The organism is Dyadobacter jiangsuensis (assembly GCF_003014695.1).
GTDB lineage: Bacteria > Bacteroidota > Bacteroidia > Cytophagales > Spirosomataceae > Dyadobacter > Dyadobacter jiangsuensis.
The window spans coordinates 1-26,631 of record NZ_PYAS01000004.1 but is presented as its reverse complement, the minus strand read 5'-3'; the positions used below and the strand labels follow the sequence as shown (position 1 = coordinate 26,631).

23 protein-coding genes are annotated in these 26,631 nt (G+C 48.6%); 12 read left to right on the top strand and 11 right to left on the bottom strand.

The window, feature by feature from the left end:
• Window position 1: 1 nt before the first annotated feature.
• The 5 genes from CLV60_RS34625 to mnmE all read right to left on the bottom strand — a co-directional run bounded on the left by CLV60_RS34625 (window position 2) and on the right by mnmE (window position 5,767).
• Entirely contained in the window at window positions 2-1,090 is a 1,089-nt protein-coding gene (locus CLV60_RS34625) for an ATP-binding protein (protein WP_229210880.1), read from the bottom strand.
• A 16-nt stretch (window positions 1,091-1,106) separates the two neighbouring features.
• Window positions 1,107-1,724, bottom strand: a complete 618-nt coding sequence (locus CLV60_RS08650; RefSeq protein ID WP_106594999.1) for a recombinase family protein — start codon at window positions 1,722-1,724, stop codon at window positions 1,107-1,109.
• Between the two features lie 525 nt (window positions 1,725-2,249).
• Window positions 2,250-3,446, bottom strand: a complete 1,197-nt coding sequence (locus CLV60_RS08645; RefSeq protein ID WP_106594998.1) for an ATP-binding protein — start codon at window positions 3,444-3,446, stop codon at window positions 2,250-2,252.
• A 114-nt stretch (window positions 3,447-3,560) separates the two neighbouring features.
• A complete protein-coding gene (locus CLV60_RS34985; protein WP_106594997.1) occupies window positions 3,561-4,142 on the bottom strand; it encodes a helix-turn-helix domain-containing protein in 582 nt (193 codons plus the stop codon).
• Between the two features lie 257 nt (window positions 4,143-4,399).
• Window positions 4,400-5,767: a tRNA uridine-5-carboxymethylaminomethyl(34) synthesis GTPase MnmE gene (gene mnmE / locus CLV60_RS08635; protein ID WP_106594996.1), complete on the bottom strand. Its 1,368-nt coding sequence runs from the start codon at window positions 5,765-5,767 to the stop codon at window positions 4,400-4,402.
• 173 nt (window positions 5,768-5,940) lie between these two features.
• Between mnmE and CLV60_RS08630 the strand changes: the two genes are divergently transcribed.
• From CLV60_RS08630 to CLV60_RS08585, 10 genes are all read left to right on the top strand, one after another.
• Window positions 5,941-6,522, top strand: coding sequence for a 7-carboxy-7-deazaguanine synthase QueE (locus tag CLV60_RS08630; RefSeq protein WP_211302233.1), 582 nt, complete (start codon window positions 5,941-5,943; stop codon window positions 6,520-6,522).
• Entirely contained in the window at window positions 6,522-8,426 is a 1,905-nt protein-coding gene (locus CLV60_RS08625) for an OmpA family protein (protein WP_106594995.1), read from the top strand. The genes CLV60_RS08630 and CLV60_RS08625 overlap by 1 nt, the downstream gene beginning before the upstream one ends.
• 175 nt (window positions 8,427-8,601) lie before the next feature.
• Entirely contained in the window at window positions 8,602-9,564 is a 963-nt protein-coding gene (gene trxB / locus CLV60_RS08620; RefSeq protein ID WP_106594994.1) for a thioredoxin-disulfide reductase, read from the top strand.
• 79 nt (window positions 9,565-9,643) lie between these two features.
• Entirely contained in the window at window positions 9,644-10,717 is a 1,074-nt protein-coding gene (locus CLV60_RS08615) for a M23 family metallopeptidase (protein ID WP_106594993.1), read from the top strand.
• Between the two features lie 12 nt (window positions 10,718-10,729).
• Complete coding sequence (gene bshB1, locus CLV60_RS08610; protein ID WP_106594992.1) at window positions 10,730-11,458, top strand: bacillithiol biosynthesis deacetylase BshB1; 729 nt, start codon at window positions 10,730-10,732, stop codon at window positions 11,456-11,458.
• A 96-nt stretch (window positions 11,459-11,554) separates the two neighbouring features.
• A complete protein-coding gene (gene msrB / locus CLV60_RS08605; RefSeq protein WP_106594991.1) occupies window positions 11,555-12,124 on the top strand; it encodes a peptide-methionine (R)-S-oxide reductase MsrB in 570 nt (189 codons plus the stop codon).
• 229 nt (window positions 12,125-12,353) lie between these two features.
• On the top strand, window positions 12,354-13,553 hold the full coding sequence (locus tag CLV60_RS08600) for a DUF4856 domain-containing protein (RefSeq protein ID WP_170118750.1): 1,200 nt from the start codon (window positions 12,354-12,356) through the stop codon (window positions 13,551-13,553).
• A gap of 84 nt (window positions 13,554-13,637) precedes the next feature.
• Window positions 13,638-14,762, top strand: a complete 1,125-nt coding sequence (locus CLV60_RS08595) for an imelysin family protein (protein WP_106594990.1) — start codon at window positions 13,638-13,640, stop codon at window positions 14,760-14,762.
• A gap of 10 nt (window positions 14,763-14,772) precedes the next feature.
• On the top strand, window positions 14,773-16,122 hold the full coding sequence (locus CLV60_RS08590; protein WP_106594989.1) for an HTTM domain-containing protein: 1,350 nt from the start codon (window positions 14,773-14,775) through the stop codon (window positions 16,120-16,122).
• A complete protein-coding gene (locus CLV60_RS08585; protein ID WP_106594988.1) occupies window positions 16,103-18,523 on the top strand; it encodes a TonB-dependent receptor in 2,421 nt (806 codons plus the stop codon). Before CLV60_RS08590 ends, CLV60_RS08585 begins: the two co-directional genes overlap by 20 nt.
• A gap of 2 nt (window positions 18,524-18,525) precedes the next feature.
• Here the strand turns inward: CLV60_RS08585 and CLV60_RS08580 are convergent, their stop codons facing one another.
• The 4 genes from CLV60_RS08580 to CLV60_RS08565 are packed head-to-tail and all read right to left on the bottom strand — an operon-like array spanning window position 18,526 to window position 20,972.
• Window positions 18,526-18,912 carry a VOC family protein gene (locus CLV60_RS08580; protein ID WP_106594987.1) on the bottom strand — a complete coding sequence of 129 codons (387 nt, stop codon included), beginning with the start codon at window positions 18,910-18,912 and terminating at the stop codon, window positions 18,526-18,528.
• A 36-nt stretch (window positions 18,913-18,948) separates the two neighbouring features.
• On the bottom strand, window positions 18,949-19,644 hold the full coding sequence (locus CLV60_RS08575; protein ID WP_106594986.1) for a hypothetical protein: 696 nt from the start codon (window positions 19,642-19,644) through the stop codon (window positions 18,949-18,951).
• Window positions 19,641-20,408, bottom strand: a complete 768-nt coding sequence (locus CLV60_RS08570; protein WP_106594985.1) for an LVIVD repeat-containing protein — start codon at window positions 20,406-20,408, stop codon at window positions 19,641-19,643. The genes CLV60_RS08575 and CLV60_RS08570 overlap by 4 nt, the downstream gene beginning before the upstream one ends.
• Window positions 20,409-20,432: 24 nt before the next feature.
• Entirely contained in the window at window positions 20,433-20,972 is a 540-nt protein-coding gene (locus CLV60_RS08565; protein ID WP_229210879.1) for an LVIVD repeat-containing protein, read from the bottom strand.
• 162 nt (window positions 20,973-21,134) lie between these two features.
• On the opposite strand from CLV60_RS08565, the gene CLV60_RS08560 reads away from it, so the two are divergent.
• Complete coding sequence (locus tag CLV60_RS08560; RefSeq protein WP_106594984.1) at window positions 21,135-22,109, top strand: c-type cytochrome; 975 nt, start codon at window positions 21,135-21,137, stop codon at window positions 22,107-22,109.
• Window positions 22,110-22,576: 467 nt separating this feature from the next.
• Here the strand turns inward: CLV60_RS08560 and CLV60_RS34980 are convergent, their stop codons facing one another.
• Together CLV60_RS34980 and CLV60_RS34975 are read right to left on the bottom strand one after the other, a co-directional pair.
• Entirely contained in the window at window positions 22,577-22,924 is a 348-nt protein-coding gene (locus CLV60_RS34980; protein WP_106594983.1) for a DUF932 domain-containing protein, read from the bottom strand.
• A 15-nt stretch (window positions 22,925-22,939) separates the two neighbouring features.
• Entirely contained in the window at window positions 22,940-23,098 is a 159-nt protein-coding gene (locus tag CLV60_RS34975) for a hypothetical protein (protein ID WP_170118749.1), read from the bottom strand.
• 558 nt (window positions 23,099-23,656) lie between these two features.
• Here CLV60_RS34975 and CLV60_RS08545 point away from each other — a divergent pair.
• The gene (locus tag CLV60_RS08545) at window positions 23,657-26,551 is read left to right on the top strand and encodes a lantibiotic dehydratase (RefSeq protein WP_170118748.1); all 2,895 of its coding nucleotides are present in this window, start codon (window positions 23,657-23,659) and stop codon (window positions 26,549-26,551) included.
• The last annotated feature ends 80 nt before the right edge of the window (window positions 26,552-26,631 follow it).

Genomic DNA, 26,631 nt, shown 5'->3' with positions numbered 1-26,631 from the left:
GTTATTGAAAAAACCTTCTTTGAGCGATTTCTAATGATTGATTTCTATCAACTAATCCCACAGAATTGTTTTCAAAAAGCCCATTTAAATGAGGATATCTATTTTCCAACGATTTTGTTGTAACCTCATTTATAGTTTTTATTGATGGTATTTTTATATCCAGAATTTCAATTATTTTTTCACCAAAAATTCTCTTAATCACTTTCAGTTCAGCATCATCCATATCTAATTCCTGCCGAGAAATATTTACCTTTCCAGCAAATAAGTTAGAGTATAGTAAAAAAATTATTTCATATCCCTGAGGAATCCCACCTTTTGAAATAACATCTACAGGAATAGTCCTTCCATCTACGCTTAATGCTGTTATCGTTGTTGATATGGCACCTTCCCTCTGTTCAACTGAATAGTATAAATCCAAATTTTCATACAAGTCTATTTCCTCAGATTTAAAACTTGTTAGTTTTAGGTCTGGTATTTGACTAACATTTATTTCCTTTACATCTGGATAAAAATTATATTGAGGGTTTGGATTATTTGTTTTAAGCTCGATGGATATTCGCAATTCTTTGGAATTAACCTTGTATTGATATAATTGCGGATAAAAATGTTCCATTAATGCTTTTTTAATCGCCTCTGGCTTAACGTAATCATAAGAGTTAATTTTATTTTTAACGTAATTCTTGAATAATAAGCTAGTTCTTTTCAAACTCCCATGTCCTTTACTTAAAATATTATCTCCGTCAAATGTATTACTCAACGTAAAAACTCTTTTTTGGTCTTGGTAAATGCTACTTACATACACTTCTTCGAAATAATTCAAGAAAACTAGTCGACCGACTCCTTTATGTCCCTTTTCTTCGATTTCTAATAATTTAGAGAACTTCTCAAAGTTCTTATCTGTAAATCCATCTCCATTATCAACTATTTCAATTGTGTATGTTTCTGTTTTTGATAAGGAATCAATATTTATGAATATTTGAATAAGGGAAGCATTAGCGTCCATCGCATTAGCAACAGCTTCGAAATAAACCATTTCCAAAGAAGGATTTGGGAAGAATATTTTTACCGCATTCCTTAGGTTAATTCTCATAATTTGCAGCTGTTACTTAATTTAATTTTTTTTCATTTTTTTTGACTCTTTTCCAGCCTTTGATTTCTACACCTTCATGGTTCAAGTAATTGTACAGAGTCGCTTTGCTCCCGATTTTCAATTGCTCACAAATTTGTTTAGTGGTGTATTTCTTACTTTTGTATAGGGTAGCCGCTACACGAGCCAATTCCTTAGACTTTGTTGTTAACCCCTTGGGTCGACCTCCTACCCTGCCTCGCGCCCTGCGGGCCTCCATGTTATTTAAATTCCGCTCCATAAAAACTTTACGTTCGTTTTCAGCAAACACTGAACTGAGCAAATACCAAAGCCGACCCATTTTTGTAGAAGTGTCAATTCCCTCAGAAATACTACGAAAGTCCACCCCAATCTTATTCCATTCAACCATTAGTTTGATCAGTTCACAAGTCGTCCGCCCCAGGCGGTCAATTCGCCAAACAACTATTATATCTCCTTTTCGAAGCTCCGAAATCATCCGCGTATATTCTGGCATCTGCGTTGAAACGCCTGGAATATTTTCATGATAAATTTTCTCGCACCCAGCGCTCCGAAGGGAGGCAAATTGCAAATCCTGATTTTGCTCAGTCTTCGAATCCCTTATGTACCCAATCACCATCCCATAATACAGTTTAACATGCCAGTTAGCAATATACAGTAATTTGTTTTAGTGTAATACTAAGCCTGATTAGAAAGTACCGAAATGGGTCAATTTGAGTATTGGAAGAGAAGGAAATTAAGATACCGAGAGTGCACAGAACAGCCAAAAATCGAGCAAACCAAACGCTCAAAACATATCGCGAGTACTGTGCTTATCTTGGAAGGTTTCGTATTCCTTATACCCAATTTGCTGTTTCCTCCAATGAGCCTCCGGCGAATTGACTCCCGAGGGGCAAGCCGTTTTTCCATGGTCAAAGACGCGAAGCGGAATTTCGACCATGGAAAAACATAGCTTGCTACTTAGAAAAAACACCGAAAATCTGAATTTGGTAGAAAATGGTCGAATTTGGTTGAAAAAGTTAGAATCTGGTCGAGTTGGATACAATTAGCTCAATTTCTGCGAGTCACATTCATCAATGATGCCTATTAGGAACGAACTACCGATTTTAACTCGGTAGTTCGATATCAATGCCAAACAGGAAAATCAGTACAACATCCCAAACATCCAGAGCGGAATCTTATCTCCATACCCCACCTCAAGCCCATCAGCAGCTACATAAGCATTCTCAACACCTGCGAGCTGTTGCCTGGTTTTGTTTGCTCCTCCCACTTCAATCGTCACCTTCCTATCCAGTTTGAAGTCTCCCTTCTCCGTGTACTCAACTTTATGCATCGGCTGTACCTGGCTAAGAAAAAAGCTCTCACGCAATGTTCCAGTATCCGGACGACTTTGGTGTAATGCAAATTGAAGGTTAGGATGGCTTAAATAGACCTTTTCGGGCTTTTGTAATCTGGTAATTCCGAAGCTATCTCTATGTAACAACATCAATACTCCCAGCTCTTCCAGATAATGCATGTACTCTACTACAAGCGCCCGGCTCGTACTCAACGTTTCACTAAGCTTGCTTATATTCGGTTTCATGGGAACACTTTCGGCCAGAACAACAAGCAATTGTTTCAATTTGTCGACGGAAGCGTAGCTGATGCCATAGACAGCCGGCAAATCCAGCTCCAAACTGAGCTGAATTGTTTCGGTCAGCTTTTGTGCGTAGACATCTTTATTCTCCAAAAAGTAGGGATAGTATCCGTATTGCAGATAGTCGTTCCAATGAGCCAGCGGTTTGATTGTCTGCGTGAGATCCAGCGCTATTTGCGTGTGATCGTTCAAAAGATCTGGCAGCGTAATCGCAGTCCAGGAAGCAATCTGTTGGATTTGAAGAAACTCACGGAACGATAGTCCATGTAAATGATACATGACAGCACGGCGACTCAGATCCCCCTTGCTTCGTTCCAGGTGCATGATGGATGAACCAGTAAATATGATTCGCAAGTCAGGAAAGTCGTCGTATAGGTTTTTGATTTCTTGGGACCAATTGGCGTATCGGTGAACCTCGTCTAAAACCAGTAGTTTCCCACCAGTCCGGACAAACGCCTCACCTAAATCGTAGAGACGATGTGCACTGAAATAAAGATCGTCTAGGCTAACGTATAGCGATTGGCCGGTCGGTAGCGCTGCTTGCTTTAAATATTGGAGCACGAGTGTTGTCTTCCCGGCACCCCGAGCGCCTTTGATACCGATCAATCGATTACGCTCCCAGTCGATCTGATGGATGAAATCACGCACGAACTTGGTTGATGTGCGTTGAAGTTTCGGCAGGTATTTTGTAAAAAGTGCTTCCAAAGTGTTATTTGCAAGTTACAAATTTATCACATTTTTGCAATTTACAAATAACACTTTTATTGGAAGAACAAATTGGGAAAGAGAAGACCGGTCTTTATTGACTGCTAATATCAATTAGCCGATGTCCAACCCGTTACTTGTACAAAACGCTTCCAGTTCTGCCACAATCTCTGATAGATGGCGATGCCATCCAGAAACGTCATTCAAAGTTACTGTTGCTGTTTGATGAGCGGAAATGATATTCATTAGCCTTGATAGCGAACGCGTCACACTTGGAAGAACTGCCTTACTGGCCACCACCTCGTTAATATTGAAACGCGCCTGACGAACCGCATTCTTCAATACATCTATTGAACTTCTTGATATTACAATACGGCGACCCAATTTAACAGATTCGATTTTCCGATCGCTTATAAGTCTCCAAAGGGTGGTCCTACTAATAGTGAGAAGGGAACATGTATCTTGAACAGACAGATAACTTTTTGTGGAAGTATCACCTGTCGAAGTAGTTCCTTTCGATACTTTTCTTCGCTCGACCGTCTCCTTCTCGCTTCGCTCTACCTTTCCTTGGCGAACTCGCTTTTTATAGTTTCTCCTATTACACTTCAGGCAGCAGAATCGGGTTTGGGTGGTTCGCGCCGTAAACCTTTTATTGCATTCCTGACAAATCCGTACGGTTTCAATAGATGAGCTCATTTCATCATTTTTTTGAATTGTTTCAGTATGTTTCCTGACGTTTCAGAATGTTTCTCAATGTTTCAGTATGTTTCATCATTTCCCCCCTAAAGCCCAAAAATTTGTACCTTTTTGTACCTCGGGCTAAATATACCAGAAAAGGTACAAAACAAATCGATAGTAAGAAAAATCAACAAAAAACAAAAAACCGCATCAGATTGCTCTAAATGCGGTTTTATTCATTTTATTTATGAGTACTTATCGGTATCTATGGTCTGTTACTTTCCGATACAAAACTTACTAAATATATTATCCAGCAAATCATCCGTAACAATAGTCCCCGTAATCTCCCCCAAATGATGCAGCGCCAACCGGATATCCTGCGCCAGAAAATCCCCGGTAACGCCTAAGGAAAGCCCATTCAAAACATCAGTAAGCGAATCCGAAGTCTTCAACAAATGCTCGTAATGCCGCAAATTAGTCACCACCGTATCCCCGGCCGCCTGCCCATGCACGAGGGAAACGAGTTTGCGCGTGAGCTCGGGCAGGTTTTGTTGCGTGTGAGCGGAAATGGGAAGAATGCCCGAATCCCCGGCAGATAGCGAGTCGGCCAGCGAAGGGTTAATATCCGTTTTATTCAAAACAAACAACACCTCCTTGTTAGCAGGCAACAATGCGGCCAGCGCACGGTTTTCCTCCAATGTTTCCACGCTGTCAAACAGGAAAATCACAATATCAGCCTTATCCATCGCCGCCTTCGAACGCTCGATGCCAATGGATTCCACCACGTCGGTCGTTTCGCGAATGCCAGCAGTATCGATGAAACGGAATTTAAGGCCTTCGAGCACTATCGTATCTTCGATCACGTCCCGCGTAGTGCCCGCAATGCTGGTCACGATGGCTTTTTCTTCATTCAACAATGCATTCAGCAATGTCGATTTGCCTACATTAGGCGAGCCAATAATGGCGACGGGTACGCCTTCCTTGATCGCATTTCCCAAATCGAATGAAGTGATCAGTGGTTCGATGGTTGAAAGCAATGCGTCGATGAGGCGCCGCAAGTCATCCCGCTGAGCGAATTCCACATCTTCTTCGCCAAAATCGAGCTCAAGTTCGATCAGAGAAGCGAAATGGATGAGCTCTGAACGCAGAGAAGCGAGTTTTTTAGAAAAACCTCCGCGGAGCTGGTTCAATGCGGTTTTATGGCTTGCTTGCGAGTCGGCGGCGATCAGGTCAGCGACGGCTTCGGCTTGCACAAGGTCGAACTGGCCATTCATGAACGCACGCTGGGTGAACTCGCCGGGTTTGGCAATGCGGGCTCCTTTGATGACAAGCAGCTTTAATATCTGGCGGATAATGTAATCTGAGCCGTGGCAGGAAATCTCGACGGAATCTTCTTTGGTAAACGAGCGCGGCGTTTTGAAAACGGATACCAGCACTTCGTCGATGATTTCGTCGCCGGAGGTGATGGTACCGAAATGCACGGTGTGGGATTCGGCGTTTTCTAGGTTCTTACCTTTAAAAACGCTGTTCACCATGGTGATGGCTCCCAAGCCCGAGACACGTATAACACCGATCGCACCTACGCCTGAGGGCGTCGCGAGCGCGCAAATCACTTCCTGCTGATGGATTACTTCTGTATTCATAATTGCAAATATGCTACTTTTAAAGAGAACCATTAACCGCCGCGGGAAGTTTGAATTTTGTACCTTTACGGGATTTTTCCCGTGCTCCGGCGTGTTACACTTTTTTCAACATTAAGATTATCAAGATTTTGCTTACCGAAACTTTGCCCATCGTTACCTCTGAACTTCCGGTGATGGAAGCCTTTTACACCTTGCAGGGTGAAGGCCAGCACAGCGGTCGTGCCGCGTATTTCATCCGCCTCGGCGGCTGCGATGTGGGTTGCCACTGGTGTGACGTAAAGGAGTCATGGGATGCGAGTATCCATCCCAAATTCGGCATCGATTCGATCGTGGACGGCGCATTGCAGTTTCCCGGTCGGTTGGCAGTAATTACCGGAGGGGAGCCATTGATGTACAATCTCGACGAGCTCACGGGCGCATTGCAGGCCGCGGGTTTTAAGACCAATATCGAAACCTCCGGTGTGTACCCGTTTACAGGGCATTGGGACTGGGTTTGTTTCTCTCCAAAAAAATTCAAAACGCCTCATCCCGACATTTACAGGAATGCCAACGAGCTGAAAGCGATCATTTACAATAAAAGCGATTTTGAGTTTGCGGAAGAACATGCCGCCCAAGTTTCGCCCGATTGCACATTGCTGCTCCAACCAGAATGGAGTAAGCAGGACGTGATGTTGCCTTTGATAATTGACTATATCAAAGACAATCCCAAATGGAAAATGTCGTTACAAACTCACAAGTTTATGAACATTCCATAATGCACCGGGTTCTTCTTTTTTGTTTCGCGCTAGCCACTATCACCCTACAAAACGCATCCGCTCAGGACGTTACATTATCCAGAAAAGCGAGAGAAGTATACGATAAGGCACAAAAAGCATGGCAAGAAAGAAAGCTTCCCGAAGCTACCGAGCTGTTTGAAAAAGTGCTCGAAATTGAGCCGAACAGTTACGACACCCATTTACGCCTCGCGCAGGTATACGAGCTGCAACGAAAGCCGGACCTTGTTCGCAAGCATTATTTTAAGGCTACCTATCTCAGACCAGACGCACCGCAATCGGCCGCGGCCTTTCAATGGATAGGCCGGGATCATTTCAATGTGCAGCGTTACGATTCAGCCCAGTTTTATTTCGAAAAGGCATTCGCGTTGTTTCCTGCGAGATCAAGCCTGGGAAAGTTAGCCGAAAAATCGGTGGCATCCGCCCGTTTTGCGCAGCAGGCTGTAAAGAATCCGCTTTCGATTGAGAAAAAATCAATGGGAGATACGGTAAACTTTCTGGGAACTCAGTATTTCCCTGTAATGACGGCCGACGACGAGACGTTGATTTTCACGGGGTTGACATCCAACCGCGACGAGAATATCTACTTCACCCGACGAATCAAAGGCGACCGCTGGGATATTCCCGAGGAAATCTCTAAAACCATTAACACGACTAATAACGAGGGTACCTGCACGGTTTCCGCCGATGGCAGGACACTTGTTTTCACCGCCTGTAACCGTCCCGACGGACTAGGAAGTTGTGATTTGTACATTTCCCATAAAGAAGGAAAGGATTGGAGCCAGCCGGTGAATCTGGGACATGAGGTTAATTCGCGTGAGTGGGAATCGCAGCCCTCGCTGTCTGCCGATGGGCATACACTCTATTTCGCTTCCGACCGCAAGGGCGGCGTGGGTAAGCGCGATATATGGGTGACGCGCCTGGACGAAAAGAAACAATGGACTGCACCCAAAAACCTCGGTCCGTCGCTCAACACACCAGATGATGAAAACGCGCCCTTTATTCACGCCAATGGCCGGACATTGTTTTACTCCTCCAACGGCCTGCCGGGCATGGGAGGCTTTGATATTTTCATCAGCCAAAAAACAGACACGGTGTGGGCTGCGCCTGTGAACATTGGCTACCCTATCAACACGGTTTCCGATCAGGTAGGGCTTTTTATAGCCTCCAACGGTGAAAATGCCTACTACACGGATGACAACACAGAAAAAGGCGGTGGCCGCTCACTGCTATACACCTTCCGCGTACCTGAGTCATTGCAAAAGCTCATCACACCTACCCGTTATGCAAAGGGGAAGGTGTTTGATAAAAAAACGGGAACGGTGCTCGCGTCCGACATTGATTTGTTTGACCTGAAAACCCAGACCAAAGTCGGCTCTTTCACCTCCGACAGCCAGAACGGTTCCTTTTTAGCAGTTTTGAACAGCGGGGGCGAATATGCATTTTATGTATCCAAGGCAGGGTACCTGTTCAAGAGCCTTTCTTTTTCAGTCGACAAAAATCAATCGTTTGTAGACCTTGAAATTCCGCTGGAAGCCATCGAGAAGGACCGCGCAGAGGTTCTGAACAACATTTTCTTTAAAACAGGAGAATATATCCTCGATGACAAATCGAAAGTGGAGCTAGACAAGCTGAGCGACTTCCTACACAAAAACAAAACCATCAAAATTGAAATATCCGGCCACACCGACGACGTAGGGTCCGACACCGAGAATATGGCACTCTCGCAACGCCGGGCGCAGTCGGTGCAATATTATCTGCAACAATCGGGAATTGCGGCCGACCGGATTTTGGCCAAAGGTTATGGTGAAACAAAGCCCGTGGCACCCAATGATTCCGATGAAAACCGGCAAAAAAACCGAAGGATCGAGTGGCGCGTCCTTTAAATGCATTTGCATAACGGGCTGAAATTTTGCACTTTTGTCAGTCTGCCTGTGTTGTACTGACAGGTACAATAAGGCAAATTCCAAGTTCACACACGCGTATTTGCCTTATCTGGCATCGCTGGAATTTCCAGCCAAAACCTAGAACATTCGTCATTAACAGTAGTTTTATATTAACATGTCATCCGAGAAAGTCTCTTGCTTAATTATTGGCTCCGGCCCTGCCGGTTACACAGCCGCCATATATGCGTCCCGCGCGGGATTGAATCCTGTACTTTACCAAGGTGCCCAGCCGGGTGGCCAGCTGACTATTACCACAGAAGTTGACAACTACCCAGGCTATCCCGATGGCATTACGGGCCCTGAAATGATGATCAATTTTGAAAAACAAGCGAAGCGTTTCGGCACCGATGTGCGTTACGGCCTTGCTACTTCAGTTGATTTCACAGGCTATCCGCACAAAGTGATCATCGACAACAAACACGAGATCACTGCCGATGCAGTCATTATTTCAACAGGCGCTTCCGCCAAATGGCTTGGTTTGGAAGGTGAAGAACGTTTGAACGGACGCGGCGTATCTGCCTGCGCGGTTTGCGACGGTTTCTTCTTCCGCGGCCAGGACGTGGTAGTAGTAGGCGCCGGCGATACAGCTGCCGAAGAGGCCAGCTATCTTGCCAAACTTTGCCGCAAAGTTTATCTGCTTGTTCGCCGCGACGAAATGCGCGCCTCGAAGATCATGCAGAAACGTTTGGAAACACTACCGAATATCGAAATCCTCTGGAACACCGAAACCGTGAAGCTGAACGGTGAAGACGGGCTGGAATCGGTATTGGTCAAAAATAATAAAACGGGCGAGGAGCAACTTTTGGAAGCTACCGGTTTCTTTGTTGCGATTGGCCACAAACCCAATACGGATATTTTCAAAGGGTATGTCCAGATGGACGAAACCGGATATATTCAAACTATTAAAGGAACCTCTCTGACCAACATCAAAGGGGTATTTGCCTGCGGCGATGCACAGGACAATGTTTACCGCCAGGCGATCACCGCTGCGGGAACAGGCTGTATGGCTGCGCTGGATGCTGAGCGGTTCCTGGTAGAGCGGGAAGTGGACGTTATTATCGAAGAAGAAACAGCTTAAAATCAATCGCACAACCCCTAAAAGGATCAGGCTACGCTGAATAATAAGCACCAGTGTAGTCTGATTTGGTATTATACTTATGAAAGTAAAGCTTATTGTCTGTTTGCTAATGGCCGTGTGTCTGATCTCCTGGAACACGCAAGCGCAAGAGCGAGGAAAATTCCGAAGAAATCCCAAGATCAACCAGTCGGGCAACAATGCCAACGAGGGCCCGACCACCAAAGCCACGCCTCAGCCCGAGGACGAATATGAGGTAGAAACCTCCAACCTGAAATTCCAGAGCCAGTTCGAGCCGGTCAAGCCGCTGAACCCCGTCGTGAATGAAGATACTGCCACCATTGACGAAGGGGAAACCGAAGTAGTGATCGCCGAAGATTCTGTGCTTGTTGCGGATGAATGGGTAAAGGCTGCCGAATATTTTGTCATCTGGGACGCAAGAACCATCAACCCCTACGGGCTGAAAGCAGAAGATTTTGACGAACCGGTAGACCTCAAACTATACGACCAGGCTGCCAACCGCATGTGGTCTGCACCCATGGACCGTACGCCTGTAACCTCCCATTTCGCTTACCGCTGGGGCCGCTGGCACAATGGCACCGACCTCGACCTGGAAACAGGCGATTCGGTCAGAAGTACCTATGATGGTATGGTCCGGATCGTAGCCTGGGATGGTAGCGGGTATGGCCGTTTTGTCGTGGTAAGACATTACAATGGCCTGGAAACGCTGTACGGCCACCTTTCCAAGCAAATGGTAGAATCGGGTCAGCTGGTAAAAGCCGGCGAAGTGATCGGTTTGGGAGGAAACACCGGCCGCAGCTCGGGCTCGCATTTGCATTACGAGAACCGCTATGAAGGTAACCCCTTCGACCCCGAGCATATATTCGACTGGCCGGGTGCAGCCATTAAATCCGACCACTTCCTGCTTACCGCCTCCGCATGGAGCCATATCCGCGGCAAATCGACCAAGAGTGAATTTGAAGCCGGGGACGCGCCGAAGGCCTATTCCCGCTCTATTTTGCACAAAGTGCGCTCGGGAGATACCCTGGGCTCGATCGCTTCACGTTATGGCGTGAGCATTTCATCTATTGCACGCAAAAACCGCATGTCAACCCGCACCACATTGCGGATCGGGCAGAAACTGCGCATTAAATAATCCGAATCTATCATGAAATTAGATATTCTTGCCATCACAGCCCACCCTGACGACGTGGAGCTGTGCTGCGCCGGTACATTGCTCGCGCAAATCGCGCTGGGCAAAAAAGTAGGTATTGTCGACCTGACGCGAGGTGAGCTGGGCACGCGCGGCACACCCGAGGGACGCATTCAGGAGGGCCTCGATGCTGCCCGCATTCTCGGCGTGGAAGTCCGTGAAAACGTCGGTCTGGCCGACGGCTTCTTTAAAAACGACGAGGCGCATCAGAAAGCGATCATTCCATTCATCCGCAAATACCGGCCCGAAATCGTGATCACCAATGCGATCGACGACCGCCACCCCGATCACGGCCGCGGTGGAGCCCTGGTAGCCGAAGCCAGCTTCTATTCCGGCTTGCGCATGGTTAAAACTTATGACGAGCAGGGTAACGAGCAGCAGGCATGGCGCCCGAAACAGGTCTTCCATTCCATTCAGGACCGTTACATCACGCCGGATTTCATCGTCGACATTACTGATTTTCACGACAAAAAAATCGAGGCAGTGAAGGCATTTAAAAGCCAGTTTCACGTGCCCGAATACAAAGGTCAAGGCGAGCCGCAGAGCTACATTTCTTCTCCCGAATTTCTGGAATTTATCATCGCGCGTGCGCAGGAAATGGGCCACGCCATCGGCGTAAAATACGGCGAAGGCTTCACGACCGCCCGCAAGCTCGGTGTACGAGACCTGTCGGTATTCATCTGAGCAGCGTTGTGATACTTTTGTTATAAAATTCGGGGAATTTGTTTGACCTATGCGAGCGTTTTAATCGTATATCTTGAAAAACCAGATCATAAACGCATGAAAAACTTCATTATGGCTGTGGTCGCCGGAGTTTTTGCCCTTACACTGCAAAACTGCTATGGCCAATCCTCGTCCGGACAGACCAAGCCGGCCGACAAAGCACCCGAATATTCGCATACCGAAACAGCGCCCGTCAAAAAAAGCAATGACGACTGGCAAAAGGTCCTTTCCCCGGAAGTGTATCGCGTAGCACGCCTAAAAGGCACCGAACGGCCATTCACGAGTGAATACGAGCATTCAAAAGAAATCGGCACATTCTACTGCGCCGTTTGCGGGAACCCGCTTTTCAAGAGCGATGCCAAGTATGAAAGCGGCTGCGGCTGGCCCAGCTTCTTTGAGCCAATCAGCAAGAAATCCATTGTGGAAGCCGCCGATAACAGCCTCGGAATGCATCGTATCGAGGTGATGTGCGGCAGGTGCAAATCACATTTGGGGCACGTTTTCGACGACGGCCCGCCTCCTACCGGGCTTCGGTATTGCATCAACGGCGTGGTACTGGATTTTGAAAAGGCGAAGACAGCCGAAAAGAAATTCAACAGCAAAAAGAAAGCGGAAAGCGGCAGCTAGCACCTGCGCTTCTAACTGGATACATATAGGGACATTCCTCGGATGCAGGGTCAAATGGCTGGCATTCAAAGAGGAATGTCCTTTTTTATTTTTAGGCCTCAAATTTTTTCCGTGCTCATTGTTTTATAATTTGTTCCAATTCTAAATAATACATATGTTTGCCGAAGATTTATAATTGATCTAAATAAATCACCTGGTTACATCCCTAACAAAAACGCTTACTGGATAAATGCTACACTACAATTTCAAGCTGCGGGCCATATTGTTTGCCTCTGTCGCTGCCTTCGGACTTGTTTCCTGCTCAGATGACGACGAGCCTACACCTCCCGCTCAGCAAGACCTTCGCACCAAGATCGACTATGCGAAAGTAACGCCTACAACCCCGTATAAAGCCCTTTTCATTGACGCCAAAGGTGATACCACAGCCGATCTGAAATCAGGTACTGACCGCTACAAAATGTTCCAGGCGTTGAACTATTACCTGGGCAGCGCTGTACGTGACTCGGCCACACTGGATGCTGCGGTCATGAAAAATATGTTTGCGAATACAGGTAACCCGTTCAAGGATATCAAATCGGGCGCTATTCAGGTGGTAGGGGCCGATCTGAATGCATCAGGCGTACAACTTCGTAACATCACGGCATCGTCGAGAGCATCTGCGGATGCGGACCGGACTGCATTGGAAGGCTACTTCGGTGAAATGGCTGAGATCAGCAAGTCAGTGAAGGAAACCGCTGCCAAAGGCAAAGCCGGTAAGCTGGGAACATACCTGGTAACTTCAAGAGGGATCGAAATTGCGCAGATCATCCAGAAAGGCCTGATCGGTGCATTGCAGCTAGATTATATCGGTAACGTGATCATGGACAAAGGTCTTGAAGCCGATAACAAAACACTTGTTTCCGGCAAAAAATATACCGCCCTCGAACACAACTGGGATGAGGCTTTCGGTTTGCTTACCCCAAACCCTATTTTCCTCGAAGGCGCAACCGACGCGGCTAAGGGCGCGAAAGCAACTGAATCGTTCCTGGGCTCGTATCTATGGGAATACAACAAGGCTTCTTATGCCAAAATCCATACTGCATTTGTAAAAGGCCGCGTAGCGATCGTGAACAACGACAAAGCAGAGCTACAAACACAGGCTACTTTCATCCGCACAGAAATGGAGAAAGCGATCGCTTCGGCGGCATTGGGTTATTTGGCTAAATGGAAAAGTGGAACCACCGATGCGGCCCGCGCACATGCTATTGGTGAAGGCCTGGGCTTTATTTACTCGCTGCGTTACTGCACCATCAACGGAGCCGATTCGAACTTCTCCGACGCGATCCTGCTGGGTCTGATCGGACCGGCATCGCCGAACCAGTTCTGGGATCTGACCAACGACAAGGTTAACGCCGCAGCCGACGCAATTACTAAGAAATTCAAGCTTTAATAGCACATATTACCTATTTCCAAGTGGGTGGATCGGCATTTAGCCGGTCCACCATTTGTCGTTTTAAATATAACCTCTGATAGAATGAAAAAGTACTTCGCGCTCCTGCTGACAATGCTTTTCCTGGGCTGTTCGGGCGGAAGCGATAAGCCCGATCCACAGCCTACCGACGAAGGAAAGGACCGGTCGGTGATGCTCAAAGCTCTGGCCGAAAACATGATTATCCCCTCCTACGACCAGTTCAAAACGAAATTCGATCTGATGTCCGAGAAATCGAAAGCATTTGCTGCCAAGCCTGATGCCCAGACACTGGGCGCGTTTCGTAGTGCGTGGGCGGACGCATACGTAGCATGGGAACGCGTCGAACTGTTTGATTTCGGGCCTGCTGAAAAACAAACGATCCGGAATTTTTTCAATATCTATCCTGCCAGCGAAGCAGGTATAGCAGCCAATATCGCAGATCCGACGTCCAGCCTCGAAGTGCCCGCATCCTATGCTACCCAGGGCTTTCCGGCGCTCGATTACCTGATCAACGGCCTCGGCGCCAACGATACTGCCGTTTTGGCGCAGTACACTACCGACAAAGATGCGGCCAAGAAACTCGCTTACATTACCCGCGTGGTTACACGCATGGAGTCACTGCTCGGTAAGGTAATGGGCGAATGGAAAGGCGAATACCTGAATACTTTCATCAGTAAGACCGGCCTGGATATCGGCTCATCGACCTCACTGATGGTCAATGGTACTGTCCTGCATTACGAGCGCTACATTCGCTCGGGTAAGTTCGGGATTCCTTCCGGCGCGATGGCCAACGGAATTGCTGCCCCTGAGAAAGTGGAGGCATTCTACAAAAAAGATATTTCTAAAACCCTGGCCCAAACAGCACACAAAGCGTACGTAGATTTCTTCAACGGGAGGCATGCCGTTACAGGAGAAGCCGGCCCGGGTCTTAAAACGTACCTGGACGCATTGGGCGCTAAGGACAGCAGCACCGGAAAACTGCTAAGCGAGAGCATCAATACACAATTTCAGGCAGCGGCCGCCAAGCTGGACGCGTTGAAACCCAGCCTTTACGAGGAGGTCAAAACCAATAACCAGGTGATGAAGGACACGTACAACGAAATGCAAAAGGCTGTAAGGATGCTGAAAGTAGATATGACCTCGGCCATGAGCATTACCATTACCTACACCGACAACGACGGGGATTAGTACCAATACCATGCGGGCATATCTGCAAAAATATACCTCGGCGGCTCCCCTGGCTATATTCAGGGCCATTTTCGGACTGATGCTGGTGATCAGCACGGCCCGTTTTTTGGCTTTGGGGTGGGTCAAAGAGCTATATATCAACCCGCAGTTCTTTTTCTCTTTTTATGGTTTCGGGTTCGTAAAACCGCTCGGCGAATGGACTTATCTGCTGTTTGCGGCCTGCGGCATTTCAGCATTGCTCGTCGCCATCGGCTGGTATTACCGGCAGGCTTCGATCGTGCTTTTCCTGAGCTTTACCTACATCGAGCTCATGGACAAAAGCACTTACCTGAATCACTATTATTTTGTGAGCCTGCTCTGCTTTTTGCTCATTTTCTTGCCCGCAAATACGATGTTTTCAGTGGATGCGCGCCGTAATGAAGCGATGAGGGCCGGAGAAATCCCGGCCTGGTGCATCGACTGCGTCCGCGTACTTGTTTGCATGCTGTATTTCTACGCTGGCATTGCCAAGCTTAATAGTGACTGGTTTGTGGAAGCATTGCCATTGAAAATATGGTTGCCTGCCAAAAACGACACGCCGCTCATCGGCGGGCTGTTCAACCAATTGGAAACAGCCTACGTTTTCAGCTGGATAGGATGCATCTACGACCTGAGCGTCGGGTTTATGTTGTGGAACCGCCCCACAAGGCCCTTTGCTTACGCGTCGGTCGTAGTGTTCCATTTGCTGACTTCGCTGCTTTTCCCGATCGGCATGTTCCCCTATATCATGATCGTAACGGCGCTGATATTTTTCCCGGCTGGATTTCACCAAAAGCTGATCAGCTACATAGGTCGTCTGTTTAGGTTGCCAACCGCTGTCGCGAAACCGGCTGGGCGCTACCAGTTCCCGGCAATGGTACGGCCGGTGGTATACGCAGTTCTTGCAGTTTTTTTTGTGTTCCAAATCCTCTTCCCATTCCGGTACCTGCTCTACCCCGGTGAGCTCTTTTGGACCGAGGAAGGTTACCGGTTTTCGTGGCGGGTGATGCTTATGGAAAAAGCGGGATACACCCAGTTTACCGTCACGGATGCCAATGGAAAACGGCAGACGATCAACAACAATGATTTTCTCACTCGCTTGCAGGAAAAAATGATGTCGACTCAACCCGATATGATTCTGCAATACGCGCATATGCTGCGCGACTACTATGCATCGCGCGGCTTTGTGCAGCCGCACGTATACGTAGATTCGTACGTAGCCCTGAACGGGCGCACAGGCAAGCCATTAATCGCCCCCGACGTGGACCTGGCTCAGCAATGCGACTCGTTCCGACACAAATCCTGGATTACCCCATTTAACAATGAAATTAAAGGTCTTTAAATTTTTACCCCTCCTGCTGATCGTCAGTGGCGTTACCATGGCTCAAACAAGGCTGTCGGGCCACATTTTTTCCAAGTCCGATACCTCCGCCGTCAAGGGCTGCACCATCTTTCTGAACGAAAACCTCACCACCGTTACCGACGAGGAAGGCCATTTTGTTTTCGAGTCAGTTCCGAATGGCAATTACACGCTCCAAACGACCCTTTCGGGTTATCGTATTGAGAAAAAGCAAGTCAACGCGCGCGGAAAAGACTTGCATTTCAAGCTGTATCTGGCCTCTTCCGAGCAAAACCTGGACGAATTGACCGTGAAAGAAAAAGCGGCGGATTTTGGCTTCTCACGATTGCGCGGAGTGGAGAGCATGGGTATTTATGAGGGCAAAAAATCAGAAGTGATTTCGCCGGATCAGCTGGTAGCCAATTTATCGACCAACAATGCGCGGCAGGTGTACTCGCGTGTGGCAGGGCTTAATATCTGGGAAAACGAAGGCGGCGGTTTGCAGCTCAATATCGGTGGTCGCGGACTGGACCCGAACCGTACGGCCAATTTTAACGTGCGGCAGAACGGCCACGACATCAGCGCTGATGCACTGGGCTACCCCGAAAGTTACTATACCCCTCCTATCGAAGCTGTCGGCAAGATCCAGATTGTACGCGGAGCCGCCTCGCTGCAATATGGCACCCAGTTTGGCGGGCTGATCAATTTTGCGATGAGAAAACCGGTTCAGAACCGCAAGATCGAGGTGGTAGCCCGGCAGAGCGCGGGTTCTTTCGGGTTTTACAATGCATTTACCAGCGTAAGCGGTACCGTGGGCAAATTAAGCTACTACACTTTTTTTCAGTACAAAAGAGCCGACGGCTGGCGCGCGAACTCTCGTTTTAACAACTATACTTTTTATAGCGACCTCGACTACAAGCTTTCCGATAAAACCTCGATTGGCCTTGATATTACACACATGCATTACCTGGCCAAGCAACCCGGCGGGCTTTCGGATGCTATGTTTGCCGATAATCCCCGCCAGACCAACCGCGAACGCAACTGGTTCAATGTCAACTGGAATATGGCTGCGCTGCATTTCGACCATCGCTTTAATGCCGCCAACGAATTCAACCTGCGCATTTTCGGCCTTGCCGCCAACCGTTACTCGCTCGGTTTCAGGCCCAACCGTGTGGCGACTATCGACGACAACAGCGAGCGAGATCTGATCAAAGGCGATTTCACCAACTGGGGTGCCGAGGCCCGTTATTTGAAAAGGTATTCAGTGGCCAAGAAAATGTCGGTATTGCTCGTGGGCGGGCGTTATTACTATGGCTATAACCACAATTTGCAGGGATTGGGCAGCAAAGGGAAAGACGCTGATTTTACATTCGTAGAGCCCGACAGGTTCATCACCTACGACTACCGTTTCCCGAACCGCAACATCGCCCTTTTTGCGGAAAACATCTTTTACCTCAACGACAAGCTATCGATTACGCCGGGACTACGTTTTGAATACATTAAAACGACTGCGGACGGCTATTACGGCAACATTGCACGCGACCTTGCCGGTAATGTGATCAACATCTCACGCACCAACGAGTACCGTACCAACGGCCGCCATTTCCTGCTGGCCGGCATCGGGGTTGGTTACAAACCGGTCGAAAAGGTGGAACTTTATGGCAACATTTCCCAAAATTACCGCTCGATTACATTCAGCGATATGCGCATCGCCAACCCGTCGTCAGTCATCGACCCGAACTTGAAGGACGAGAAAGGCTATTCGATCGACCTTGGCGTGCGCAGCCATCAAACCTCGCTGTTTAATTACGATGTGAGCCTGTTTTACCTGAACTATGACAACCGCATCGGCGAGGTGCAGTTCTACGACGAAAGCAATCGTGTGCTGCGCCTTAGAAGCAATGTCGGCCAAGCGATTATCATGGGAATTGAATCTTACGCCGAAGCTGATCTGCTCAGGCTCGCGCGGCCTGAACAGGCTGATTGGAGCGGTGTACTGTTTGGGAATGTCGCATTCATTAAATCGGAATACAAACACAGCGAAATTCCAGGTGTACAAGGAAATCAGGTGGAATTTGTACCCAAAATCAACCTGAAAACCGGGCTTCGCCTGGGCTATAAAAAGCTGAAAGGATCTTTCCAGCTTACGCATCTTACCGACCAGTATTCCGAGGCCACCAATGCCCTGGACGGCGGTGTATCGTCGGTAGTCGGACTTATTCCCGCTTACAAAATCATGGATGTGAGCCTGTCCTACGAATGGAAGCGGTTCCGCCTGGAAGGCAGTATCAACAACCTGACCAATGAAATGTATTTCACCCGTCGGGCGACAGGCTATCCAGGTCCGGGGATCCTGCCATCCGACGGGAGGGGGTTTTACCTGACATTGCAGGTCAAAATCTAAACCTAAGCAACCGGCGCCGAATGCAGGGCGATCCGGTTTCCCTCCGAATCGATAAATGCGGCCATGTAGCCGTACTCGGGGCTGATCTGTGTTTTGGGAACGATCACCCTGCCGCCTGCACCCGGTACGCGGTCCAGCACGATCTGGACATCCGGATTTGCATTCAGGTAAATCAATGGTCCTTCGGTGGCCGATGGCTTGTGGAACCCTCCGCTGTATACGAGCGCTCCTCCTACCCCGGTCGCCATATTGTCGATCGGGAACATACGCATTTTCAGGTTCGGCGTGTCGAGTGGAAAGAATTTGATCTGAAAAATCGATTCATAGAAAGCGGTGGCACGATCCAGGTCGGCGGTGGGTATTTCAAACCAACTGATAGCATTGTCCATGGTTGTCCGATGTTTAGGGATTGAATGGTAATGTACTCAATCCCGGCGGTATTTCCCTAAAATAATGCCCAAATGGAAGCCCATAACAGCACTGGGGACAAAATCGTTTTTAGTGGGACTTATGTATTCCCAATTGTCATAAACACTGCGGATTTCCGAGTCGGCTATGCCTGATGAATGCGATGTGGCGAAAATCTGCCGGAACCCGACGCCCGTAAAAACGTCAAAAACAAACCGGCCGGGGCTTATAAACTGCCAGCCGAAACGGGCATGCCCCGCTACAACGTTTTTATCGACTCTCACCTGCTCATTCTGAAAAAATCCGCATGGTCCCCACGGCGCGTCGCATTCCCGCCCTACCCATTGGTTTTCACGATAGACCACTTTCTTAAACAGAACCTCCGGGCCGGCATAAGCGCGCATCCTGCGCCGCTCCATAAAATACCACTTGAAATGTGTCCGGCTTTTGAAAATATCTTTATCCGGCCGCCGGCTTTCGTTTTTATACCACCCGTTGAAAGAAGAATTTCCATACCCCAAGTCCTGCTGCAATGCAAACTCCCCTTTGCCCAAAGGTATTTCGACCCCGAACTGAACGGTATTGTCCAGGTCAAACATCGGCAGTGGCGAATACTTAACGATTACGTGCCGCTTGGCCGTTTCCACATCGAACTGGGCGAAACTGTGAAATGAAGTCAGGAAAGTAAAAATGGTCAATAGCGTGCCTCTCATAAAACAGGGATTTTACTGAGGTATTCAAGGCTGTCCGAATCATCGTATTTATACTGGTAAAGGCCGTCCTTACCCGTCACGAGTAACCGGTTGTCCCGTACGATCACGTCATAAGCCGGGACCTCATGGAAGAAATGCTTTTGAATTGGGACCTTGGGTTCGCTAATATCCATCATCCGAAAACCCTTGTCGCCTTCGCAGACAAACAGTTTATTGCCTGACACTCCCAATCCGTATGGCGAATCCATCCGGTGGCTGCCTATTAATTGCGGTTTGGCGGGGTCGCTGATATCGATCACATCCAGCGAGCTGAAAGCGGTGCCCGTCCGGCAGGTCACGCCTGCTCGCAGCGTCACGTAGGCATAGCGCCCCTGCACGACCACGGGATCGCATGAAAACACGTGCGTGTATTTGGACAGTAAAACGGGCGCATTGGGTTTGGCGTTGTCATAAATATACATACCATCCATCGCACCGATGAACAGGTTTTTCTGATAGGGAAAAATAGTCTCGATTCCAAAGCCCATATTCTTGGTTACTGCTTTGGTTGGATTTGCAGCATCATTGATATCGTACACTTCGAGCGATTGCTTCGAGACGATGTAGAGCGTATTATCGGTAATTGCGAACCTGGCCATCGAACCGCCGGCACCGGTTTGCGGGCTGGGTCCCGAGTCAGCTTTGTTATCATCGCATGCATTCAGCAGCAACATCAGGCCGATCGCCGCAAGCCCGAGGAATAAAAGGGGTATCAACTTTTTCATAGCTAAATCAATATCGTTCAGTGATTACCGGTAACATTTGGGTTGTTTGGCCATGTCCACCTTTTCCCAATCCACTACGACGCCCTTTTTCTCGTCGGCGCATTCAAAATAGATCCCCTGCAAGGGCGGGTAGTTATGGACAGGAATAGCGTTGGGAATACTTTTCACAACTTTCGGAACCTTGGGATTGGCGATGTCTATCACCAGCAGGTTTGAGAAGTTGTCGGCATACAGCCAGTTGTCTTTAACAGCAATGTCGTAGTTACCCAGAATCGATACAAACGAGAGGTTTTCAGGCTTTTTAGGATCGGTATTATCAATGATATGTATGCCTTTGCCGAGCTCGTTGATGAACAGATACCGGTCGAACGTATAGATCTTCCCAGGTGTTTTGAGCGCCTGCGCCGCCTGCACTTCCACTTTGGATATCTCTTCGGGATTTTTATAGACCGGCCGGTAGCCCGTACCATCGAATTTCACATTGCCGACAAAGGGCTCCGAGTCCCTGGGATAACATGAGAGCATCAGCAATGTGAGGCAGCTTGCAAGCAAAGTTCTTTTCATGGCCATGACCGGAGTTGAATTTTGATTTTAGACACCACGTTGCATTTAAACGTTGCAACTCCGCTCTTCAACTTTCGCTAAATAACTAAGCGTTGGAGCTTTACGGGAATTATTGTACCTTTTGTTCAATCCTCATATTCACCATTCTGTCACCCCTCTTTTATGAAAAAGCTCCTTAAAATCGTGGGCATTCTCCTTGTGGTGCTCATTTTGGCCGCTGCGGCCGCTGCAACCTATGTAAAAACTGCACTTCCTGATGTCGGCGAAGCCCCGGTCATTTCCGTGGAAAGAACGCCCGAACGGATCGAACGGGGAAAGTATCTTGCCAACCACGTCGCAGTCTGCGTGGATTGCCACAGTACCCGCGACTGGACGCTGTTTTCGGCTCCGCTCGCTGCGGGTAATTTCGGCGGCGGGGGTGAGCTATTCAGTAGGGATATGGGCTTCCCGGGCGTGTTTTATGCCAGAAACATCACCCCATACGGAATCGGAAAATGGACAGACGGTGAGGTATTCCGCGCCATCACCACCGGCACAAGCAAGGACGGCAGGGCGCTGTTTCCTATTATGCCCTACCGCAATTATGGCCAGCTCGACCAGGAGGATATTTACAGCCTCATCGCATACGTGCGTACGCTCGCCCCCGTGCAGCACGACATAGACGCTCCGCAGTACGATTTCCCCGTCAACATCCTGATCAACACCATGCCTGCCAAGGCCAACCTCACCCAACGTCCGTCGGAAACCGATCAGATCGCCTACGGGCGCTATGTGGCTACGGCGGCAAGCTGCGTGGAATGCCATAGCAAGCGCGAGAAAGGCGAAAAAGTCCCCGGAACCGAATTCGGCGGCGGTATGGAATTCATCATGCCAAACGGCATTACAACTTCGGCCAATATATCTCCCGATAAAACCAACGGCATCGGGACCTGGACGGCAGATGCCTTCGTACAGCGCTTCAAACCCTACGCCGATTCCAGTTACAAACCACACAAGCCGGCTCCGAATGAAATGAACACCCCTATGCCGTGGACGATGTACGCAGGCATGAAGGAAAGTGATCTCAGAGCGATTTTTGCATATTTGCAAAGCGTGAAGCCGCAAAGCAATAAGGTGGTTAAGTTCAGGCCTAATTAGTGGAAGGCATAGTTAAACCTCTATCAACTATTTGAGATTCTTTTTGCCAAGTAGCACCGGCAGCCTCACTTTCAAAGCAGGTTCTCTACAGGGAAAGTAGAAAGAACTTCCAAAGCAAGTCTGTCGGTGCATTCGTTGATCTGGGCAAAATTATGCTCGGATATAGTCAACAAGTGCATGCTAGTCTCACCAGTCCTTGGCCTAAAATTATCTTTACCTGCAAGCGCCATCGCAACATATTAAATAACCGCCCCAATACCGGTGTATCCTCCGCGCAAATCCCACTGGCCGGTGCTTTTTAGTCATCCTGATTCACCCGCTGGCAAGCCACTTCAGGCTGGGACAACAATAAAAATTGGAACTATAAGCCCCGTTTTTCCATCTATACAGTTTATGGGCGGCTACATTAATCTCCAAATAAATTCACGCGCAACTAGCCGAGTTAACATATTTCCAACTTTTTAATGTTACCGACACAGAGACTTACCTTTTATCACTCCTCCGATTTTGGATTCCAAACGAATAATCATATCCTCGTTTTCCAGGTTCAATAAATAGCAGTCTGTATCCAGAATCGGGGTAAAAACTTTGGATGTTTGTTCGATCATGTCATGTTTTCCAACCACGATATGATCGTCGATTTTGACAGTGATAAGAATCCGCTCACCATGCCCGGGCGCCCCGGCCGTTTCGTAGCATATGCTTTTGCCATCTGCAATTATGTCAAAAAAGATGAACGCGTCGCGGTTCTGAACGACCTGGTAACCTGGGCCAGCCAGGCCCGGTGGTTTACCGCTTTCTGCCCGGCAGGTCACGTACTACCCCGATACCTAGTTGAGCTCATCGTGAAAAACCATCACGCTCTCCGTATGGATCTGGTGGATATGGCTGGTGAAGATAGGCGTTTTTACCACCTGGTAATCCGGGCCAGCGTGCTGGATCGCCTCAGCGCTGGTAGTATAGCTCTTCGACCAACCTGCCAACGCCACGCCGGGCCTTTTCCTTAACCGAGAAAAAAGCTTAACACGAGTTTTGGATGAAAAATAGAACCGGACCTTTTGCTCTTGCTCAGTCAGAGTCAGCCTGCCGAAAGCTTCTTTTTTGATCCGATCAAAGGCAAGAAGAAAAGAAAACTCTGCCCCAATCCCGGCCAAAAGGGCAAAAGGACGCGAACTTAGAAAAACAGGCACAAGACCGCAGTTATGCCAAACACTTTTGCAGGGCTTACAGAAAGTCTTCTCCGGCCAGAATTAGCTTAAATGCCGTTTTCGCTTGCTTCGGAGCAAAATCCTTACAAGCATATTCAACCGGTGAGCTGTTAACCCAGCACTCTCCGCACCCCTAAAAAGGCACATTTTGCTCTTCCAACACACACATTTAGTCGACCAGTCAGCAACCGACAGCTACCAAACAGTATGCATGGCCGATCAAGTGGGATAAAACCAACGATCTGCTCCGGTCTACAATTAAGCAAGCCAGGTATACTAAAATGGCAAAGAAGGTACTCACAGCCCAATTTGGGGATTTTCACTCCCCAAATTACAACGATGGATCACCAAGCTTATGAATTTTTCATGCTCCGCCGCGCAGCCCTGGCCGAGCAGACGCTTTCCGCATTGAACGAGCAATCCGGAGACGATTTTCAAAAGTGGGAATCAGCGCTGCTCGATCTTTTTCAAAACTCGCCTTTTGGGAGCGCTATATATCTTGCTTCCCCTTCCCTTTTTGCTGCCCTGGAAACCTATAGCCAGCAGACGCCAGAGAAAGCCAGGCAGAAAATTCTTTTTTCTGCTTACAAATACCTGATCAGAATGTGCAGCCGCGCCACGCCTTTTGGCATGTTCTCTGTGACCAGCGCCGGGCTATTTTCCAGGACCACCAAGCTGACAGGCCCAGCTATCAGCCAGGTCAGCACCACGCTTTTGCTCAACATGAGTGTACTGGAAAGCATTGCAAGCTGGCTGGAAGAGCACCGGGGTATCGCTGGCCACATACGTTACCTTCCTAGTAGCAGCCTTTATCGGACGCCGGAAACATTTCGGTTTATCGATAGCCAGCCCAACAGTGAGATAGCTGGCCCTGTCCTTTCAGAAATAGACCGATCTGCCGAGCTGGACATACTGTTGGAAACCGCTCAACAGCCCGGTACCAGAAGTGAGCTCGCAGACGCCCTGGCACAGCTGCTTTCCCAAGATAAAGCGGCTGCACTTGTCAAATCCGCAGTCGAAGCCGGTCTTCTGGTCAGCGAGCTTTCTGCCAACATTACGGGCAATGACTTTCAGAATCGCATTCTAAAGGCGCTCGAAGCAGCAGCAGCCACCTGTCCCCAAGCCGGCACGCTGCATGCGCTCATTTGCGGCCTCGGCAAAGACCCCAGCCTGAGCCGGCTGAAAGAGACGACAACCGCGCTTGCCAGATATTTTCCTGAGCTCAGTAGTAAAACCCTTTTCCGGGCGCAGCTAATCGCGCCAGACGGTAAGGCCAAACTAGGCAAGGCAGCGATAAGCCGCATTGCGTCTGATTTCAATGCAGTGATAGGTCTCTTGGAGCTGCGCAATACAGATCCTACACCGCTTGATGAATTGAAAGTCAAATTCGGCTTGCGATATGGTAGCAGTCAAGTTCCGCTTTGCGAGCTAATGGAAAGCGATATTGGCTTGCGCTATGCAGGGATAGCTGCAAATGCGGCCAGGATTCTGGAAAAACTTGACTTCAATTGGCAGGCGCCACCTATCAGTCATGCGATGACGGCAACGGGCCAGGTCAAGCAAAGGATTTTCGACCGGGCCCTTTCCAGACAGCTATACTGCGTGCAGGTTCTGGAAAGCGATTTAAAAGAGCTGAACGTGCAGCCCTTGCGGACCACGGGTCTTTTTTTGCTGGGTGAAATGCTTGCCATTTCGGGCAGGAATATCGACCGGGGATATTTCGAATTTTACCTAAAAGCGGCAGGCGGAGAGTCAGGACTCGAACTAATGGCGCGGTTTGCCCAACATGACCCGGCTCTGGATGCACAGCTGCAAAAAGCAACCAGACAGACCTGGGACCATGAGCAGCAGTACCTGCATGCAGAAATTGCACACATCCCCGACGCAGATACCGCCAGCGTTTTAGCCCGGCCGCACCTATACCCATATGAGATCCCCTACCTGAGTCAATCCACATTGCCCCTGTCAAACCAGATTCCAATAACTGATCTGCTAGTGTCCGTTACCGCTGACGGAGAGATGATCCTGACCAGCAAGCGCCTCTGTAAAAGAATAATTCCGCACAACACGACAGCCCACAACTACGGCCGCGGATTGCCGGTATACCAATTATTATCGGATCTGGCACATCAACACAGTCCTGTCATTTCATGGAACTGGGAGCATCTTGAAACATTTACGTTTCTGCCCCGGGTCGTCTATGGGCATCTGATTCTTTGCGCGGCGCGCTGGAAGCTGGAGGGCGAAACCCGTAAAAAGGTACTGGACTCGCTCGGATCTGATTGGCTATGGCAGCGGCTAAGGACAGAGATGCGAATTCCTAGGTTCATTCAAATCTGTCAGGGAGACAATTTACTTCTGATCGATTGCGAGAGTCATTTTGCAAGGGCGTTACTTGGCAAGGAACTTAAAAAAAGCGGGCAGCTGCAAATTCAGGAATGCCTTCAAACCAGCCGGTTTCACCCGGTTAAAGGTAAAGAAGGTAAATTCTCTCATGAATTACTGATCGCCTTCAAGCCAGCCGCCCCAACCTCTGCGGAAAGGGCGCAGCTTAGGTTAACCAAACAGAAACACTTTCATTTGGGAAGCCAGTGGCTTTATGTGAAGATATACATCGATCCCAACCAAGTTGACCGGCTACTGACTCAAACGCTAACAGCGCTTTGCCAGCAGCTTTCTTTGGATGGAAAGATCCACAAATGGTTTTTTGTCCGGTATGCTGACCCATCGTATCATCTCAGGCTGAGATTTGAGCTCGGCCTGATGCGGGACTGGCAACCGGTCCTTGCAAGTGTGCAGTCCGCGCTTGGGGCGCAGCTGGCTGACGGCCTGATCGAAAAAATCCAGATCGACTCCTACGAACGGGAAATCGAGCGTTACAGCTGCCTTGACTACGAGCAGACCGAATCAATTTTTCATCAGGATTCGCTTGCAAGCGTTCAGGTGATATCGCTCAATCCAATTGATATGTCCGGCGACGCACGGTGGCAGGTCGCACTTTACAGTATGGACCTGATGCTCGCTGATTTCGGATTAGACATCAAATCGAAGGCCGAGTTTGCACGAGAATCCTACCAGGCATTTCTGTCTGAATTCGGCCAGGATCACACGCTAACCAGACAGCTTGACCAAAAATACCGCATCTACCAAACCCAGATTACACAGACCCTTGCCGGCCAGTCCAGGTTTTCTGATATGCTTGCCGAATGCTTCAAAGAGTGGAAAATTCGGTGAAATTGACCACCCCGTTTCAGTTTAAACTGACCACCTGTTCCGGGCGAAATTGACCACCCCGTTTCGGAGCAAATTGACCA